The organism is Streptomyces sp. NPDC002476 (genome assembly GCF_042889785.1).
Lineage (GTDB): Bacteria > Actinomycetota > Actinomycetes > Streptomycetales > Streptomycetaceae > Streptomyces.
Map to the genome: position 1 here is coordinate 56,606 of NZ_JBIARH010000031.1, position 18,837 is coordinate 75,442.

An 18,837-nucleotide genomic window follows, 5' to 3' on the forward strand; every position below is an offset into this window, starting at 1 on the left:
CGCGACCAGGCGGATGGCCAACGTGCGGCGTATCGGGCTCACAGCGTGAGCCCGATACGCCGTGGTGCCAGGTCCCGCCGGCTGCTGGCCCGCTCGCCAGCGATGTCGGACAGGTGCGAAACGAGCAGACTCCTCCTGCGGCCTTCACCTGGTACGACCGAGCTAGTCGGTTCCACTGGCGATGCGGTTCTTCGCGGCAGTGATCCTGTCGGGGAGGCTTTGGGGCTGGATGCCCAGAAGGCGACTGAGGGCGACTTGGGAGCCGCGTGGGCCATTGGTGGCGATATCGATCATCAGCACGTCGGCTTCCCTCTGCACCTCGGCGAGTCTGCCCAGGATTCCAGCGAGGCGGTCGATCTTGTTCTGAGTTTCCTGTTTCACAGGGAGCATCATTACAGGGATTCCCTGATGACGCAATCCGGGATAGCGGGAAGACACAGCATTGATTCATCAGGGAATCCCTGATAAGTTGAAGTCGTCGGCCGGAAGGACCGGCCAAGGAAGGAATGCAGTGTTCATCAGCTACAGCACCCAGGCGATGAAGGCCCTTGCGGGCCTGGCCGAAATCGACCGGGGCGCGCACTACATAGCCCTCCTCCGCATCCAGAGCGCGCTGATCAGCCTCGATGATGGCGTCATCGACACGACTGTCACCCTCGCCATCGACGACGACAAGTACGTCATCCCCTTCACCGCGGCCAAGAAGGGTGTAGAGGTCACGATCAACGAGCTGGACTGGCAGGTGAACGGGATCTGAGAAGCAACGAAGGGCCCAACCTCAGCCGAATTGAGGTTGGACCCTTCAGGGCTCCAGTCTGCCAGGAACGTCAGCCCTTGCGGACATATTTGCGGTCCACAGTGTCCACGCTGATCTCCAACGCGGCGGCAACCTTCGTCTTCGCGCCATGAATCCCCGAGTTCGCGAGATCCTCCGCCAGATCCTTAACCTCCGCCCACAGCTCCGCGAGACGCCCGGCCCGCGCCTCGACCGTGGCCGGGGTGTCATCAGGGAGCGTGAACCCCTGCTCCGTCAGCTCTTCCGCCGCCCCGTGACGGCGGGCCTGCAGGTACATGTCGCGGTTGGTGTACCGGGCGGGCGAGCCTGTCCGCTGCCACTCGCCGGCGGCTTCGGGACCCTCGGTGTGCCGGATCGCCTCCCGAACGGCCGAGGTGACAGCGCCCTCCAGACCGGACAGGTGGGTGCGGTGAATGCGGTCCTGCATCTCTCGCTGGTCCCCGCCGGGCAGAGCCTGCAAGGCGGACGCGATCGAGCAGAGTTCACGGGGGATTCCGGTGGTGTCCATACCTGGGAGACTACCGTATTCTGCGGCTACACGCCGCATTCTGCGGAGTCTTCGGGTCGCGGGGGCCTCCGTCTCAATTCGGCCGAGACGGAGACCCTGTGTGCCGTGAGCTACCCGACCGTGCGAACCTGGAGCACGACGACCAGGATGCCGCCGGAGGCGACAGAGAGGTCGACCGTGAAGGCCAGACCGTCGATCACGATGTCCCGCTCACCGTACCGACCGGCAGGGAGCCAGTCAGCAGGGTTCAGGGACGCGCACTTCGACGGGAGCATCTGCTCTCGCAGGTGAGCGCCGACGGCGGGCTTGAGGTCCTCCTTCAGGATCCGACGGACCTTCCGGCCAAGCTCAGTCCGTGCGCTCCAGTTGAGCCACCTGAGCCGTGCCTTCATGGCGTCCGAACGGACTATCCAGACGTCAAAGCCTTCCGCGATACCCATTTCTTCCTTCCCGTTTCGGTCAGGGGCGGCTCCCCCGGCCTCGCGATCACGAGATTATCAGGGATTCCCTGGCAATTCTGCGATCGCGAGATCATCAGAGATTCCCTGATAAATGAGTTGGGGCGGGAAGCCGACGGAAGCAGGTTCACGCAACGTCCCAATCCCTGTCAGCACACGACCTGTTCCACCCCGGAAGACCTCTGCGACACCGGCCCTGGCGGACAGAGCACATCCATCCCGGCTGATGAGCTCGAGTCCACGCCCCGGTCACCGCCAGCGGCACCCGGGGCGCGCCCCACGCGAAGGTGATTCGGAGCAAGGGCCGCCCGGAACCTTCACTCGGAAGTATCCGGCGAGCCGGACAACGGCCTCAAGGAGCGCCACCTCGTCCTCGGAGAGCAGGGGAGACCCAAGACGCTGCCCACGCAATCGACACCATGCAGCCCAAACAAATCCGACAGGACGGTCGACTCAGCCGGATCCGCATCGCGCGTCACAACCCTCCGTTTGGTGCTCAGATCGGTCGTGCCCCCGCTGGCCGCAGCAGCAGACCAGCTCAATGCAGTCGATGAACGACCAGACTTCCCGGCCCTGCGGGGTCAGCCCGGTGCTCAGGTCAACGGCCAGGGCGCCAAATGGACGGGGAGACTGCCCCACCGGGCACTCAAGCGGCTGCGTACAGGGCAGGTAGTACTCGGCGCGGCACCTCTTGAGCGATCCGGGGTCGGGGCCACAAACGGCAACTTGAGATCCGGCTCGTATGGCTCGCGGTCTGAGCTGCCACCGACCTCGGTGTCCCACGTGCGGACGACCAGGACCAGGGCGCGCATGCCCTGGATCAGGCGGGCAGCAGGGTACCGGACGGTCGACCAGGCGTCATACGGCTCAACGGCCCATGGGATGCCGTCTCGCGGGGGCAGCAGTGCGGCTACTTGCTCCGCGAGCATGAAGGCAGGGCAGTTCAGGTGGACCAGACCGTGGGTGGGAGGCAGGTCTGGGCGTCTTTCGAGGGCCCGCCGCCCCGCTTCCACCGGGGCGGCGGGCCAGCAAGCTACGACAGTGAGGCCAGCAGCGGTGCAACGAAGGTACGCGCGACGTCCATAGCGGGCTCCCGCCAGTCCGGGGAGTCTGTGATGTGCTGCCACAGATCATCGGTCACGGGTACGGCTCGGAGCCCTTCCCAACCGGGCACGGCGCCCGGGGCGTGCGCGCCAGTGATGTCGACATGCTGGCCATCCGGGCGGATCACGATGACGTGCTGAAGCTGGCACGCGCAGAGCCCTGTTGCGATGTCGTCGTCGCCGCAGGTATCGGGGTCATAGGCGCACTCGTCGTCGATGATCAGGGCCATGGGCCACCCGGTAGCATCCGAGACGGCGCGCGCCAAGGCGTGGCACTGGCCGCTGGTGAACGCTTCGAGCGCGGCGACGTCTATGCGGCCCGGCGTGACGGCGAAGCTCTGCCCGAAAGCGCCGGGGATGGTCTCTGGGGTTACGAGGTGGGCCAGCGGCATGCGTTGTTTCTCCAATGTGCGACTCGATCGGTGCGGCGCTCCGCAACCGGTCATGGGGTATTCGCCTGGACCAGCGGGATGGCAGGAGGGGAAGAGCGACGTCGTGTCCGCCTGTCACCTGGTCACGACATCGAGCAAGGGAGCAGCTCAGGCGACCGGCGGCATGCTGTGGAGGAACGACAGGTTTCGCAGGGCGGTCGCCACGTCGGCGGCCAGGTCAACACCCGGCATTTCCCGCACGGTTGCGGTGGGGACGGTGCGCCGCTCGGGCACGAGGGTCCAGGAGACGTCCGTGTAGCTGTAGGCCAGCGGCATGATCTCGATGCGGTTGCACAGCGGAGTGACCGCCAAGACGTGGTCAAAGCTCGCAGTGACCGTCCAGCCATTCCCGAGGATGTTCTGCAGGTCCGTGGCCAGGGTGTCGATGGTGGCGGTCTGGGTCATCGCGTTCTCTCCTTCGTGCGGTCAGCCCGTGGCAGCTGGCACGACAGAAGTTAGGTTTTGCAGTGGTCTCAATCGATTTCTCGCGAATTCACCGCTATGACCTCTCTGGCGGACTTTGAGCAAGTAGTGATCCACCTCCGTCGTACGGCGGCAGCAGCGCCGTACCGGGCCGGACAGGGCCTACGAGAAGCGCGACTCCCCGGCGGCCACGCCAGCGGTGCAGGTCTGGTCGGCGCGCAGAGGACGGCCTGCCAAAGGTCCAACGTCAGTCCGACATAGCGCTGGTGCCCCGGCACCTTCGGGACGGGCGCCAGCAGGGGACGACGCTGGGGATGAGCATGCCCACCTGAGGTCGGCGCCCCCGACGTCATATGGCGTCGCGTGGCAGCCGCCGGGAGCGCCAGCGGCTCATCAGACTGCCCCGGTCGACGCAGTGGACTCGCTCAGCATGTCGGTCCACTGCGTCGACCGCCTCGAAGTCGTCCAGGTCCAGACCGACGGCAAGGTCGACGTCGTACAGAACGCGGGGCCGGTGTGGTGCCGCCGGACATAGGTCCGGTCCGCTGCGCTGACCTGGTCGTCGAGCCAGACGAACGTACGACCGGCTGCCCGTCGGATGACGTCGACGGTCTTGAAGTACGTGCCGCCCGAGCCGGCCCTGTGTGGGGTGCGCCAAGTGACGACGGGCAGGTGTGGAAGGTCAATACGCGGGCTGGCGTACGTCGTCGGGCTGGAACGGGCGGACCGCCAGGCTTCGCGGCTTGGCGCGGTTAGTAGGGGCGTTCGTACGGGCTCATCCCGTTGGGGCAGGCAGGGGTGCACGGCATACCCACCGGCGCAAGGCAGTCCTCACAGGGCTCTTCGTCGTCGTAGGGCTCGTGAGGATCGGAGAGCTTCGAAAGCATCGGACTCCATCCGTGTGACAGGCTCGGGTGCAGTGCTGAAGCTAGGCATGCGGTGACACACGGCCGAATCCTGGCGAATCGAGCTTCATTCCCGGCAGTAGCGACCTGCACTCGGCAGTAATTGACGGACACCGGACAGCACTTGGGGTCACAGCGAGGTAACAACCCGTAGCCGGCATCGGACATCGAAGAACGCGTGGGTGTGCCAAATTCAACGCACCCAGGCTTTGGGGAGGGACGATCTACTGGGCGTGCCACCCCAGGCAATTCGACGATCACGTCGTCCGCTCTGTCAGGGGCGGGGTGCTTCAGGCGGTCCCCTGTGAAGGGCCCTCGCCGAGGGTCCGACAGTCCGGCATCCAGCCAACCGACCGCACTTCAGCCGCGAGATCGCGATGCCGCGGAGCACCCCCCGGCCACTGACGCCACCAGGAAAATGGCCGCGTGAATGCGGGGCCCCCGGCACCACCCGGAGACCCCGCAATAACTGACCACACACCCTGCACCGCGCCCTTGCGAGGCAGCGGTGCAGGGTGCTGTCTGCCCAACAACTTGAAGGGTACCAACGCCCTACCGCTCAAACGAGGCTGCGAAGTCATGTCACCGAGCCATCGCTCTCCGTCCGCACTCCCATCGAGACCAGGGACGCTGGCCTGGACGCCACCACGAGCCGGCTTCAGCATCGAGGCAAACTGGCTTACGCTCCCGGCGCCTGCCTACCGAACACCTGCCGGCCGCAGTACGCAAGGGGTTCGAAGACCTCTACCTCGCGCACCGCGGCCGACCTGGTCAATAGCCGAGGACATTGACGTGCAGCAGGGCTTCAGCGTACGCGTCGTCCCCGATGCCCCCAACTGCGTTCAGCCCAGCCAGGTACGTCCTCATGCGTCCCTCCCCGGTGAGCCATTCGTTGACCTTCGGGCCGCCCCACGGCTCGTACCAACCCACCAGGTCCTCGCCAGCGGCCTCGTTCAGGGAGCGGACTGCTTCGCGCTGCGGCCGCACCTGCTCCTCCCGCCTCGCGTGCTCCGCCTTCCAGGCCGCTTCCCCTTCCTCCGACTCGATCCTCGCGGCGGCATACGAGGTCTTCCACTGCCCGAACTGCGGGTGCTCGGCAATGCGCTCTCGCAGGTCGGTCACCGCGCCCAGGCGCCCGATCTGCCGACGGGCCGTGTTCAGCCGCAGCGTCCGCTCGGATGCGCCCTTGCGGGGCGTGCCGAAGCGGGAGATGTTGCACGAGCTCCAAAACCCTGTGGGCTTGGTGCACTCGACGACGGTCAGCGTCCGTGCCGTCTTGGACGTCACCCGCGCTATGACAGCTTCCCGGCACGCGGCGGCCTCACGAGCAGTCCACATCCCCAGAAGGTCGAACAGAGTACGGCTGGTCTCGTCGTAGATCAGCACCAGGTCGTCGACCTCCACATCGCACGTCGAGGTGACCTGAGCAAGCCGGTCCTTCTGCAGGGGCCGGTCGTCTGGGTGCCGTCGGGCCCAGGTGGGCTTGAGGTCGTTGCCGTGAGGCCACAGCTCGCTGACGATCTCCGTAGCAAGCTGACCAGCCTGCAAACGGGCGGAGTTGCTGACGGTCATTGAGATTCCTTCCAGTTCGTACTGCCTCTGTCGTCGTGACGAGATGGAAGGTAAGTACGGGGACGACGAATCCCGCAGGGTGTGCGAACGCTGACGGGCGCGGGCGCAAGCAGTCTCGTCGCCGGGCAACGGTCGTGTTCAGACCTCGAAAAGCACGTGAGCTGGGCTTTCAAGGAGGAGCGCATAGGACCTCCGACCTGCACTTTCCTCTACGCCTAAAGGGGACTGTGGTCTCCCGCGGCTCGTCGACGCGTCTGATGGGACGCAGCTGTGCGGCCAGCGACGCGCGCTCGCACCTGAGGCAGCTCGAGACCGCGGATCCTGCCCGCGGCAGGCTGAGAGCGCAGCCGCTCGGATCGGCGGAACTCCGGTCGCCGCTACGCCCCGGCACACGCGTCGACAGCAGGAACGTCGGAGCGGCGGTGCGAAGGACCGAGCGGCACCGGGGGGGAGGCGCACGCTGGCTGTTTCGCACCGCCGCGTTCGGGGCCTGGTCCAAGTCCGGGTAGAGGAAGACCAGGAGGGGTGTGCTGGGATCTGCTCCGCCCGGTCTGTCCGGGCGGCCCAACAAGGGTGAAGGTAGACCCGTCGAATGCGCGTCCCCAGCTCTGGCGAATCTTGCGACCAGGTGCTCGGCTCACATCCGCCGCCAACCGGCCACGATCGCAAGGCTGGCACGGCCCCAGCGAGGACAGCGCCGACCGCCCGGGGGCATGCGCGTGGCGTTACTCGACCCCTCACAGAGGCAGTTCCACCGGTCTCGTGCAAACAGACAGCTGATCGCCCCGTTGACCAGGGCGCCGACGAGATCACATTGCCGGCCATCGTCGAGCGTCGGGATCACAACGACGGAGATCGTCTTGACAGTGGTAGAGACGACCTTCGCCACCTTGAAAAGCGCATCGGCCAGGCTCATCGCCTCCCGGCCGGTCAGCCCCCAAAAGAACGTCGTATGCGGTGTGCGAGGTCCCCGCGGTCTCGGTGACGGCCACGAGGTAACTGGCGTTGCCCGCGGTCGCCTCGGAAACGGCCGGGATGCGTACCTCCGCGGCTGGAAGCGCAGCCTGCGCTGGAGAAGCAGTCTCGCCCGATCCGATGGCCGGCTGGTGACAGCCGGACGAATGACTCCTGTCCTCGGCCAGCATCTGGCCAGCTAGCCCAAGCGAGCTGGCTGACGGACATCCCTGATGTCGGTAGCCGCTACGGTTCGGCATCTCGTGCCCGGGTGACCCGCGTGGGCACGACGGCGCCCGGCAGCAGTCGTGGCGATGCCCATCGGGTTGCCGGTGCCGATGCTGCGGTACGCGGAGCCTCACAAAACGGAGCGGCGGGCCCCTGCGATCTGGCTGATCGCAGGGGCCCGCCGCTCATGAACCAACCGCGCCGCTACATGGCAGCGTTGACGCCGTCCGGACCGTAGATGGCTTCGAACAGACGGAGAGCTTCCGCCCTCTCCCGCGAGTCGCCCCGTTCGTACGGAAGAACGTCCGCTTCGGCAGCCCACAGGGGCCAACGACGCCGGCGATCTCTGCGACGGCGGCAACCCAGTCGTCATCGGCGTCCGCCGGGACGTTCAGCACAAGCAGGCCCCGGCTCGGCGGGTACGGGCCGTGTCGCAGACTCCCCGTCGTCTGGGCAAGCTCGCCTGCTCGGCTACGAAGGTTCTCATCCGGGCATCGCCCGGTGACGAACTTCTCCTTCACTTCGACACCGTCCGCCATCAGCTCGGCCGAGTACTGGAAGTCCCGGTGCACGCTTGCGCAGGTATCCCCGTCGGGGAACCGGCTGACGACCTGACCGTCTCGCCATTCGTATCCGGAGCCGAGGACCACGAGGATCTGATGCAGAGCCTGGTGCGGTGCGGGTAGCTGCAGGGGTAGCGCTCGATCAGTTGGCGGACGGCTTCGTCAACGCTGGCCATCAGTGGCTCCTCAAATCTAGGTTGGGGCGGGGCGGGTCCGTACGGGCCGACGTACAGCCGCGGGCTCTGCATCGCCCGGCCGTCCCGGCGATCTGACACCGGTGAAGGTAGGCCGTGCGCCGACGTCAGCCGAGGTCACGCGAGTTGCCGTTCACTGCCCGAGAGTTCACGCGGCCGCCATCCCAAGCATTGGCCGCCTGCACCTTCAATTGCTCTGGACAGGTCCCACCCGCTGCAGCCCGCGGATCGGCCGTGGCGGAGGTCTGCCCTCTTCCCCTCTGGCCCGGAGAACAGCCTGCCGTCCCGCACCATGGGAGGGGCCACGGGGTGCGGGGCGGCAGTCATCGACCGGCTGGGGGGACGAGCCGATCGGAGAGGCCGCGCCCGCGCAGGGGGATGCGAGGCGCGGCTGGTCGAGAGGTCAGGTGTCGAAGATCAGCGTCGGGAGCCGGCGCTCGATCAGGCGCCACGCCCATGCCGAGAGCCGGACAGCATGGTGGCGCTCCACGCCGGACTCCCACCCGAGCCCACCGTGCAGGCCGTACAGGATCAGCACAGCCCGGATCGTGGCCTCGATCTCCGTCCGACTCAGCTCTGCGGGCAAGGAGCCCCTGTGTTCTCGGTAGGCGTGGCACAGCAGCGCATGCACGTCGCTGGCCTCCAGATTGAGCGGGCCGACATCCAGCTTCAGCCGGTGATCAGTACCGACGGCGGCCGTCACATCCCCGCCTGCACGTCGATGCTGGCAGGCAGAGTGACGGTGACGTCCACGCGGACGCCCCTCCAGTGCGCGACAACGCTGTGAGTGCGGACCTGGCGGCCGTACCTCTCCGCCGGGGCGCAGCTCGTGACTTCACCGCCCAGAGCCTTCACGCACGCCTCGAACGCTTCCAGCGTCTCGTGCTCCCGCTGGAGATGCCCATACAGCGCCGGGCCGTCCTCCGGCTGCGGGGTCGGCATCGCCCAGTGCGGCACCGGCAGATCCGGGTACTCGGCGAACAGCTCCAACAGGGCAAACGCGGCGGCCCGAACATGACCTGCCGGTGTGAGGTCTCGGGCGATCTCGGTGTACGCGGTAGTCATCGCTACTCCTGGGTCGTTCGGCTACTGACGGCCCAGAAAGTAGGCAGCGAAGCGGTCACGGTCTCGTCCCCGCGAATCTGGCGGCTCGCGCCAAGGACGGGGAGGTGCTCGAGCTGGGGCTGCTTTTTGATCTGGCACCGGACGGCTGCCGGGCTTCCTCATTTGCGGTGATCCAAGTCGGGCGCGTAGCCCTCTCCTCGGAGGAAGGCATCCAGGACAGCTGCGACGAGGTTGCCTACACCGGGGCCGCCACGTTCGACGTTGTACGCGTTGAGCCGCCGTTTTAGCTCAAGCTCCTCGGGAACAGCGTAGTTGAGCTGCTCCCGATCCACTCCCCGGCGCATCAGGAGTGCTTCAGTCTCGGGATGCGGCCTGAAATCCGTGACTGCACCGCCCTCGCGCTCCTCCTGGGCTTTCAGGGCGTCGGCCAGTTCCTGGGCTTTGCGGGCGAGAGATGCTCTGCGCGGCACTGCTTTCCTTCCACGTAGGAATTCCTAGGCGTACGGCTATGGAAACGGCTATGTTTCTAGGCGTTCGGACGGATGTAAGCCTAGTACTACCTAGCGACGAATGCCCGCCACCTGGGTAGGTGGCGGGCATTCGCTCTCGCAGAAGGGCTGGTCAGAACCGCATGACCCTCAGCCACCGGTCAAGGGCGACCGTGACGATGTCCGCAACGGGCATCTTGTCCAGTCGGTTCAGGACTCGGTACATGGCCAGTCGATGGTTCAGTTGCAGGTCCGCCGGCACCTGCGACTTGAGGGGTTCACGCGTGATGAACCGCTCGTTGAGAACCACTTCAGCCGGGCGAATCTCCTCAGACGTACCGTGACCCGTGTATCCGTTCCACGGGGGCAGCATGTCGTCGGCGGATGCCTTGCCGCCCCGAAGGAACCAGTCCACGGCCACAGCGACCAGGTCAGCCGGCGGAATGTGATTTATCCGGGACGCGACCTTGAGCAGCTGCAGTCTGTGAGGGATCTGCAGCTCTGCCGGCACTGATGCGTTCAGTGCCTCCCTGGTGATGAATCGCTGGTTCAGGATCTCCTCGGCTCGGGGAAACCCCTCATTGACCGGCGGAGGTACGTGGCGGTCCCACTGGCTCGCGAAGGCGACAGCGGCCTGTCCCGAGCGACGCTCGAGTGAAGTGCCGGGGAAGCCCCTGCCATCACTTCGGACGCCATCGGCTGTGGCCTCGCCCACTTCCTGACGCTCGACCGCAGGCGCCACCGCAACCGGCGAGGGTGCTTCCGCCCAAGGCGGGACAGCATCACCCTTCTCCTGGGCGTCGGCCACACGATCGCTGCCGGAGCTGTCCTGCCTCTGCCCCGCTTCCGGTGTCCGCGCTTGCACAGGGATGTCAGGGGAACTCGGGAAATCGCCGCCCTGGGCAAGGGCCTCCTTGGCAGCCGGTGTCTCGACCGGTGCAGCCGCCCCGTCAGCCTCCGGCGTAGTAGTCACCGCTGATACCCCGCCACCGTCTCGGGCGTGCTCCACCTGCCCTTGCGCGGGAGCCTCCACCGGCTCGGAGGCCACAGCCTGCTGAGGCCCGGCGTCGGCGCCTTCGACGTTCGTTGCCTCAGGGCCGGCGGTCGGCACGCGGACAGGCTGCTGCTCCGTCGGCGCAACGGCGACGGAACGGCCGCCCTCTTGCTCCGCCGGAGGAGCGTCAGCAGCCGCGGTACCGCTGGAGCCTTGTGTGGCAGTGGTCTTCGGGAACATCGGCCTCGGCGGCGTCCTGTGTGCGGTCTCGCCAGCCGTCTCGGATGCCTTGGTGCCCTTGGGCGCAGCGGCCGTCTTCTTGGTGCCCTTACGGGCCCGCAGCGCAGCCATGCCGGCCTGCGGCTGCGTCGACGAATCATCGGCCATACTTCTCCACCGCCTCCGCGACAGCCTTCATCTCTTCGACGAACGACGTCGTCCGCTTGGACAACGGGCTTGCACAGATGGGTACTCGAAGTCGGCGCTGCGGGATCCAGTAGTAGTCACCCACCGCAGGACCGATCTCAGCGTTGTTCTCGTCTGCGAGGCGCTCAAGCTCGTCGAGCAGCCAAGCCGCGGGGCTCCGTCCGACCTTGTACGGGATGAGCAGGAGAGGGTAGTCCGGAAGGTTCTTCAGGAGGCCCTCAAGGGCGCGAAGCTCCTCATTCCCCAGCACAGCCGGTACGACAGTCACACGAGCAGCCGCCATCGCCCCGTAGGTGGATTCGCTCCCGCCCGGGTGAGTGTCGACCACCAGGCGCCGCTTCAGGTCACGCGACCACTGGAGCAACGACTCGGCCACAGCCGCTGCCCGCGGCTGGTTCCGCTCGAAGTCCGTGTGGCCGGGAATGAGGTCGGGCTTCCGACCTCGGCCCGACAGCGGCCTAGGCGTCTCGCCAGTCTGAAATGCCCGAATCAGAGGGGATTTGATTCTGTCTTCTTCGAAGTAGCCCCAGCCGCGGGTCACCCCGCCCCAGTCCCACTCGAAGTCGGTGAGAACACCGTTCAAGAGCCAGGCCAGCTCCTTGGCGGTGCGGCTCTTGCCTACGCCCCCCTTGAAGCCTGCAACGGCGACGACGTCCGGCTCCTGCTTCGGCGGCTCGTACCCGCCGCTGGCGTCAGTGGCAACCTCCTCATCACGGCACTCGTGCTGAGCGGGGATCGCGGTCTTCGCGTCTTCGCCGATCACATCCTTCAAAGTCTCGCTGGTCATGCGTTGCCACCCCTCGTGGGGTGGCTATCGTTGGTCTTCACGACTCTTGCTCCTTGCAGACGGTTGAGGGTCGAGCACCTTGCGCCCGTTGGGGAAATGCCTCCCCGGCGGGCGCTGTGCGTTTCAGGGAAGGCGAGAGCGCGCTCACGCCTCCCCTGACGGGCTCCATCTTGCCGGACAGCATCCCGGCATCTGGAACCGGTACAGCGTCGCTCGTGAGTTTTAGTGCACCAGCGGCGCTGAAACCAACCTGGACAGCCCGCCCTCAAGGTAGCTGTCAGTCGCAGCTCGGCGTGGGTTGCCGCGCGAACCGATCCGACTACGGGCGGCAATAAGCAACCTGAAATGGTCTTATCCGACCGAACCCACCACTTAGTCGCATAAAACCCTGAATACTGGCAATCGAGTGCAATGCGCCAGCTGGCAGTCGACGCATAGGTGGCGCCGTCCGTTGACAGTTGGCAACCGGATATCTGCCAACCTTGCGGGCTCCCATAGCCGTCCACAGCCAACGCGGCTGCCAACGTCCGGCGTGAAGTGCTTGGCTACGACCCGGCGAAGCGTCAGCGTTCCCCGAGTCGCAACCACCGGCGCTTCTTCCTCACGAAGTGGAACTGCCACTGCTGGATACCCAAGGGCGCCCACGCCGCATCCGGCGCTGCCAACGAAGGTCGGAAACCGCCTGCCAGATCATCTGACGACACGCCCAGCAGCCGCCGAGTATGGCTACGCCCTTGCCATCACCGGCAACTGCAGCCCGTCAATCGATCTGCGAACAGCCAGCCTCGAGAGTCAGGTGCCGCCGAGCCGACCCAGGACAACCGTCTCCCGTGGGAGACAGCGTGGCGTTCCGGCTCTTCCGTCAGTCAGCCCTTGGCCGCGAGTAGCCAGTCCACCGCAACGGCATATCCGGCCGATCTCCCTCGCAACGGCTACTCCGCTGCCGTATCCGGTGCGCTCCGGATACGAACACATCCATCCCTCACTTCGGCCCCTCCCGCGCCGGACAACCGTCTTCCGCAGGAGACGGCGAGCGTCTCCCGCGCCACGTTCCTATGAGGGCCACTCGGCATCTCAGGCCCGCCGAACCGCTTCTTCGGCCTCCGCGAGGTACCGCAACGCCACCTCATCGGGGGCCGGCGACACCTCTTCCAGTACTGCCTGAGTCCGGATGTCTCTGACCACCTGGTACAGATGTGCGACTGTGCCCGCTTGCTCGGAAGGTGTCTCATCGTTGCCGTCGAGGTGCCAGGCGAGGTCGTCCCACCATTCATCCAGGTCCTCTACGTCGAGGAACGATGAGCGCACCGACAGCAGATTGAGCGCGGCCTGGCGGACCCGCGCGTGCCCTGAGGTGACCCGCCGGGTCTCTTCCGCTTCCTGCTCTGCTCGCACCTTCGCCAAACGGGGAGTGCGGAGCTCCCACTTCGACTTGATCGCCAGGCGCAGCCGTTGCAGCCGGAGTGCCGCGCCGCCACGAGACTCGATACCCAGGACTACGCCCATCTCCCGGCCCTTGAGCCCGGACGAGTAGCACGCCTCGAGCACCGCGACCTCCTGGATGTCCACGAGCTCACGCAGTCGCCGGATCAGCCGGAGACGGTCGAGGTTGTTCTCCTGGAGAGCTGCCCGGGCCTCGGCGAGCTTCTGCTCTTCCTCTTTGTCACGCCTTTTCAGCGCCTCCAGGCGGTGTACCGGCCGCTCCAGGACCTCTTCCCGCTCCCGGAGATAGACCAGGACGCCGAAGATGTCCTCCGGCGCGGGGAACAGCTCCAGGTCGCGGTCTCCGGCTCGCTGGTGACGTTTCCTCACACGCTCGACGACAGGCGCTGTGGCTCGGTCCCTCAGGGGTTCTGGCGTTCCTCGTGGCATGACCAACAGCATGCCAGTTTGTCTTCATAGTAATGACACCCCTCTCCGGAGATGCCCTCAGCAAAAAATCTGATGTCGGGCCGCGCTGGAGATTTCAGTGGCGCACGGAAGATTTCAGTGCCCAGGTCAGGGGTCTGCCTACTGAAATCTCCGGTGCGGCCCGACATCTGACCTCCTCTCGCGCACACGCTCACACATTCGGTTCAACACAGATATCCGCAGGTCAAGCAGCCATCCGGACAGCCCGGCCACCCTACATCCGGTCGCTCCGGACAGCTCCCATCACGCTAAGGCGGACAGCCCGCCACCCCACGCCGCCGACCGCTCCCGTCCTCCGCAGCCAGCCACGCCCGCGCAGCAGCCGCCCCTCCTTCCCCACACCCCTACCACCCCTCCTCGTCCACGCCTCAGCCCCAGTCCGCCCCCGTGCCCGCCAACGAGCCCCCTGACCCCGGCCCCGACGTCCACCTGACCGCCGCGCCCGGAGCGCCTTGTGGCGCTCCGGGCAGGCGGTGGTGGGCCCGCCCCCGAAGGGGGCCCACCACCACATTTAGCCCGACCCCCACCCGCACTTCCCAGACCAGCCGCAGTGCCACCGGCCCGCATCCGCGCCTGCACCCCCTGTGAGACCCCACGGGGCTCCCCGGGGCCCGCAGCAGCGCCCCCTCGCTTCTCCTCGTGGTCCTGGTCCCCGTGGTTGCCCCTTCGGAACGTCACGGGTCCGTGGGCCTGCCGCTCCATCTGTACGGGCCGCTCCGCGGCGGCTGCCCGGGCTGGTCGCCGTCGGGAGCACACCCGGCGCCCCGGGAGCACGACGATGTACACGGCCGCTCCGCGGCGGCCCGGGCCGTCCGTTCACCGCCTCCGGGACTTGCAGTACGCCCGGGAGCACCTTCGAGCCCACTGGTGCCCGCCAGGCACCCGCCCCCCTGGCACGTAAGGGCACCGGCAGGTGAGCCGGTCGAGCCCCAGGGCGAGACCGCGAACCACCGGGCCCGACACCAACCCACCATCAGCACCACACACACCCCGCCCCGCCGCGCAGCGGCCCAACCCACCCGCCCAGTCACCCCCGCCGCGGAGCGGGCCGGCAACCAGCGCGCAGCGCACCACCCGTGCCCCAACCGAGCCCGAAGGGCGCACCGCGCACCGCGTCAGCCCCGCCAGGCCCGGAGGGCCGCCCTCACCTCTATTCCTCCACTCCTTACTGCCTTTACTTCCGCCACGAGCGACGCCTGTGCCGTGGGGCCAGTTCGGCTCTGACCTGGGCATAAGGCTTTGGCTCGAACAGGTTTCATCCACCAGGGCCAGGTGTCCGGTCTGGTTGGTACTACTCGGGCCGTTCGTGTTCGACAGGACGGTAGGAGAGCCGATGCCGAGGCCAGTGTCGAGAGAGGTCACGCTGCTACCTGAAGGTGTGCCGCCAGCCACTCCACGGCGGCGTGCAGCTGTGTTGCGGAAGGCGTCGGCCCGAGGAGCTCCGCGAGGTGATGGAACGGCGCGGGGTGATGGGTGGCAGCGCACGATCACCGACGAGCTGATGCTTGCCGGGGCCACGCGTTTCGGTGTTATGACGCTGCGCCAGGCGGCGCGCCGGTACTGGCACGGGGTGGAGGAGACCGCTCGTCAGCGGGTTCGTTGGCTCCGTGAGGCGGGCTATCTCCGCATGTCGTCGGATGTCCGCTGGGCGGGCGCGTGCGTATGGACGACGGCACGTGGTGCCCGGGCCGGCAGCAGTGGCCTTCGGCCTCCGGAGTGGCCTGGAGAGCGCCTGCTTCACCGTCTGGCTGTGACGGACGCGGCGTTCACGTTCGAGCTCGGTGGTGCCCGCGTGCTCTCGGAGCGCGAGGTTCGACGTGCCGAGGCGACGACGTCAGGACGGGCGGAACAGGTCGCCGCGGCGCTGACGCGGCAGGCTGGGTCCGCCCTCGACGGCCGGGGCAGGGAGCGCTTCTTGTGCGCCCCGGTCGGAGCGGTAGGACGGGTGCACTACCCGGATCTGGTGGTAGCCGCGCCGCTGGGGCTGGTTGCGGTCGAGGTGGAGATCACCGCGAAGAGTCCTGCGGAGATACGCCAGGTTCTGCGTTCGTACCGGGACGCGCGTGAGGTCTTTCCTCAGGTCGTCTACTTCGCCACTGAGCCGGTGATGGCCCTCCTGCACGGTCATGCGCACCCGCGTACGGGTGCCTGGTCCGACGGTGTCGCGCAGCAAGTCGGGCTGCTTCCGCCCGGGCCGCCGCGGTATCGGCCCGACAGTCCGTTCCTGGTGCGGCATTTCCAGCCGAAGGACCCGGGCGTGGCCTATCAGCTCGACCTGCGGCAGGTGCCGGACACGTGGCGGGTGGATTTCACGCGGTGGAAGCAGCTGCGCGAGCGGTGGGCGGCGGAGGCGTCGGACGTCGGGTTCCTGGCGTGGTGGCAGCAGCAGGCGTAGCGCGACAGCAGGCGCAGGGGTGCGGTTTCGAGAGAGCAAGGAGAGCGGGGATGCCGTGGATCACATGACGGAGATGAGGCGGGCCGAGGATGAGTCCGTGGCCGCGTGGCTGGGCGCAGTCTGGGGGATGGTGCTGATCGCTGTGTGTGCGCCGGCCATCCCGATCGCGGTCGCGGGGCGGCTCGCGGTGCGGGTGGGCAATCAGGCGTGGCGGATCCTGTCGGCGGTCGCGGCCGGCTGCGCCGGTGTGCTGTTCGCCGTGGCGTGGGCGATGGAAGGGACCGCTTCCGGGGCGGTCGACTGGCACGTCGCGGGGGTGGTTGGCCTGTGGCAGGACGTCGCGGCCGCGGCTGGCTGGGACTTGTCTCACGAGATGTCCGTGACGACTGCCCTGGGCTGGATGGTGCCTCTGTCGGTACCAGTAGGTCTGGCCTCAGCAGCCGTGTGGATCGCTGTGGCCGACTTCCAGGCAGGGATCGAGCCGCAGTTCGAACTCGATGAGGCCCCCGCCGTGGCAGAGCTCAGCAAGGCCGAGCGGCGTGCTGCGGGCAAGACCGCAGCACGGATGCAGGCCGGGGTGTACACGGAGGCCACCACCGGCCGCCGGGACTTCCTCGGCCGGAGGGTGGAGGTACCGGGATCGGTCGGATTCGGTACCGGTCTGGCCGGTCTGCCGGTTGTTGCCGAGCACGATGGGTTCTTGCGGCCGACGTTCGTCCAGGGCGTGCCCGGCTCGGGGAAGACGGCCGTGACCAACTCGGTCGGCGCGCAGCTCATCGGCCTCGGGTCAGGCTGGGTGGTGGTCGACTTCAAGGGTGGCCGGGACGTGGCCGCGCACTATGCCGGGGTTGCGCAGGTCCACGGGCGGCGTTTTCTCCACTTCGACCTGGCCGATCCGAACGGTTCGCCGTACACCCCGGTCGTCCCGGGTGCGCCGGCCTCGCCTGCGTTCTACGACCCGCTGGTCCGCGGCAACGCCACGTCGAAGTCGGACATGCTCCTCAACTCGGTGGGTCGTGACGGCGATGCGGCGGTGTACTTCCGCAGCGCGTACGAGTACACGCAGCTGGCGTACCAGGTCGCCGACTGGTCGGGGTACAACCTGGGCAAGGGGGGGTTTGAGTGCCTCGTCGACCTGCTCGACATCGAGTTCCTGCAGAAGGTCGCGGACGGGATCGACATCGACGCGGTCGCCTCACGGGTCCCTCCGGCGCAGCACGTCGCTGCCCGGCGGGCGGTGCACGAGGTGCGCGAGCGGGTCGCGACGATGGTGGCGAACTGGCGGCGCGATGAGCTGACGCGGTCCGCGGTGGCGGATACGCAGCGTCTGATCTCGACGTACAGCAATGGACCGGCCGCCGGGCAGTGGCTGCGCCCGGGGCCGGTGGAGCAGACGATCGATCTGCGGCGGGCGGCGCATGAGGGTGACATCGTCGTCTTCTCGTTGAACGTCTCCACGTACGGCTCACTCGCCAGGACGTTGGGGACGCTGGTGCTGCTGGACATGCAGAACACCACGGACATGCTCCGGCGCGACATTGCCTCGGGCGTCGCTCCGCAGTGGCCGCTGTACATGCAGGTGGAGGAGTTCGGTTCGGCGACCGGAGATGCGGTGCTCGGCCTGTGCAACAAGGCCCGCGACGCGATGGTCCGTCCGATCCTCTCGACGCAGTCGTGGGCGGACCTGGTGGCCGTGGACGGCACTGGCGTGTGGGCGAAGCGGGTCCTGGAGACGTGCGGCAACTTCCTGTGTCTGCGGGTCAACGGTGCCGAGGACGCCCAGGTGCTTTCCGGTCTCACGAGCCAGGTCACGAAGATCTACGCCCGGATGCAGCACCAGCTCGACCGTCACGGCCGCCGTCGTACCAAGCGCGGCGGGCTGATCCAGCGGGATCCCCGCAGGGAGCCCCGGGTGCCCGCTTCCGTGTTCCAGGACTTGCCCGACCACCACATGGTGTGGATCACGAAGCATCCGACGCTGGCGACCGTACACACGGTCGAGGAGGGACCGAACCGGTGGTGGGAAGCGGTCCACACCGTCCTGGTCGACGTCGCTGCTCTCCCTTCGGTCCGGCCGCCGGTCGTGGAGTGGCGGTCCGACGGGACCTGGGGGCGCCCCGGGCAGGAGCCGGTGGCGCTGCTGAAGCCACCGGCAGCGGAGCCCGCGATGCAGGGGAGCGCCTTCTCAGGGCAGTCCGCTTCCGCGGCCGATGGGCGGACAGCTCAGGCCGCTCCCGCTTCACCGCCTGGTCCGAGGGCCGCCGCTGCGCCTGTTCCGCCGAGGCGCCCACCAGGGCCGGTGCCCAGCGGGCCGGACCGCGTGGACGGTGATGCCGACGGTGGTTGGAGCTCTGTCATGTCGCAGTTCGACTGAGCGCCAGCTGCCATCCCGTCAGCGGGTTGGCCGGTCTGCCCCTGACACTGCTCGTCGCAGCCACAGCTCACGCCGGGGGCCTCCGTCCCGCCACCCGACCTGTCCACTTTCTGTACTTGGAGATCACGTGTCCCATCCGCAGCCTCCATACGACGGGACGGCTCCTTCCCACCCGGAGCCGTCGGTGCCGAATCCTTGGGCACCGCAGCCGGGCCAGGCAGCGCCGCCCGGCGGGCCACCGCCCCCTGCTGGCCCCGGACCG

At 67.5% G+C, this 18,837-nt stretch carries 16 protein-coding genes; 3 read left to right on the forward strand and 13 right to left on the reverse strand.

Annotated elements, in window-relative coordinates; genetic code table 11:
• Positions 1-162 precede the first annotated feature (162 nt).
• Positions 163-381, reverse strand: a complete 219-nt coding sequence (locus ACFYXM_RS28075; protein ID WP_389293436.1) for a hypothetical protein — start codon at positions 379-381, stop codon at positions 163-165.
• Between the two features lie 130 nt (positions 382-511).
• On the opposite strand from ACFYXM_RS28075, the gene ACFYXM_RS28080 reads away from it, so the two are divergent.
• A complete protein-coding gene (locus tag ACFYXM_RS28080; protein ID WP_389293437.1) occupies positions 512-757 on the forward strand; it encodes a hypothetical protein in 246 nt (81 codons plus the stop codon).
• 70 nt (positions 758-827) lie between these two features.
• On the opposite strand, the gene ACFYXM_RS28085 is transcribed toward ACFYXM_RS28080, so the two are convergent.
• From ACFYXM_RS28085 to ACFYXM_RS28140, 12 genes are all read right to left on the reverse strand, one after another.
• The gene (locus ACFYXM_RS28085) at positions 828-1,304 is read right to left on the reverse strand and encodes a hypothetical protein (protein ID WP_389293439.1); all 477 of its coding nucleotides are present in this window, start codon (positions 1,302-1,304) and stop codon (positions 828-830) included.
• 110 nt (positions 1,305-1,414) lie between these two features.
• Positions 1,415-1,744: a hypothetical protein gene (locus tag ACFYXM_RS28090; protein ID WP_389293440.1), complete on the reverse strand. Its 330-nt coding sequence runs from the start codon at positions 1,742-1,744 to the stop codon at positions 1,415-1,417.
• Between the two features lie 1,051 nt (positions 1,745-2,795).
• Positions 2,796-3,257, reverse strand: coding sequence for a hypothetical protein (locus tag ACFYXM_RS28095; RefSeq protein WP_389293441.1), 462 nt, complete (start codon positions 3,255-3,257; stop codon positions 2,796-2,798).
• A gap of 147 nt (positions 3,258-3,404) precedes the next feature.
• Complete coding sequence (locus ACFYXM_RS28100; RefSeq protein WP_389293442.1) at positions 3,405-3,701, reverse strand: hypothetical protein; 297 nt, start codon at positions 3,699-3,701, stop codon at positions 3,405-3,407.
• A 1,694-nt stretch (positions 3,702-5,395) separates the two neighbouring features.
• A complete protein-coding gene (locus ACFYXM_RS28105; RefSeq protein ID WP_389293444.1) occupies positions 5,396-6,196 on the reverse strand; it encodes a hypothetical protein in 801 nt (266 codons plus the stop codon).
• A gap of 637 nt (positions 6,197-6,833) precedes the next feature.
• Positions 6,834-7,112, reverse strand: a complete 279-nt coding sequence (locus ACFYXM_RS28110; protein WP_389293446.1) for a hypothetical protein — start codon at positions 7,110-7,112, stop codon at positions 6,834-6,836.
• Between the two features lie 1,426 nt (positions 7,113-8,538).
• Positions 8,539-8,838: a hypothetical protein gene (locus ACFYXM_RS28115; RefSeq protein WP_389293448.1), complete on the reverse strand. Its 300-nt coding sequence runs from the start codon at positions 8,836-8,838 to the stop codon at positions 8,539-8,541.
• Complete coding sequence (locus tag ACFYXM_RS28120; protein WP_389293450.1) at positions 8,835-9,200, reverse strand: hypothetical protein; 366 nt, start codon at positions 9,198-9,200, stop codon at positions 8,835-8,837. Before ACFYXM_RS28120 ends, ACFYXM_RS28115 begins: the two co-directional genes overlap by 4 nt.
• Before the next feature lie 158 nt (positions 9,201-9,358).
• Positions 9,359-9,670 carry a hypothetical protein gene (locus ACFYXM_RS28125; RefSeq protein WP_389293452.1) on the reverse strand — a complete coding sequence of 104 codons (312 nt, stop codon included), beginning with the start codon at positions 9,668-9,670 and terminating at the stop codon, positions 9,359-9,361.
• Positions 9,671-9,821: 151 nt separating this feature from the next.
• Positions 9,822-11,069, reverse strand: coding sequence for a hypothetical protein (locus ACFYXM_RS28130; RefSeq protein ID WP_389293454.1), 1,248 nt, complete (start codon positions 11,067-11,069; stop codon positions 9,822-9,824).
• Entirely contained in the window at positions 11,059-11,895 is an 837-nt protein-coding gene (locus ACFYXM_RS28135; RefSeq protein WP_389293456.1) for a ParA family protein, read from the reverse strand. Before ACFYXM_RS28135 ends, ACFYXM_RS28130 begins: the two co-directional genes overlap by 11 nt.
• A 1,074-nt stretch (positions 11,896-12,969) precedes the next feature.
• Positions 12,970-13,779, reverse strand: coding sequence for a hypothetical protein (locus ACFYXM_RS28140; protein ID WP_389293458.1), 810 nt, complete (start codon positions 13,777-13,779; stop codon positions 12,970-12,972).
• A gap of 1,777 nt (positions 13,780-15,556) precedes the next feature.
• On the opposite strand from ACFYXM_RS28140, the gene ACFYXM_RS28145 reads away from it, so the two are divergent.
• Together ACFYXM_RS28145 and ACFYXM_RS28150 are read left to right on the forward strand one after the other, a co-directional pair.
• Entirely contained in the window at positions 15,557-16,201 is a 645-nt protein-coding gene (locus ACFYXM_RS28145; RefSeq protein ID WP_389293460.1) for a hypothetical protein, read from the forward strand.
• Between the two features lie 55 nt (positions 16,202-16,256).
• The gene (locus ACFYXM_RS28150) at positions 16,257-18,575 is read left to right on the forward strand and encodes a type IV secretory system conjugative DNA transfer family protein (RefSeq protein ID WP_389293462.1); all 2,319 of its coding nucleotides are present in this window, start codon (positions 16,257-16,259) and stop codon (positions 18,573-18,575) included.
• Positions 18,576-18,837: the final 262 nt, after the last annotated feature.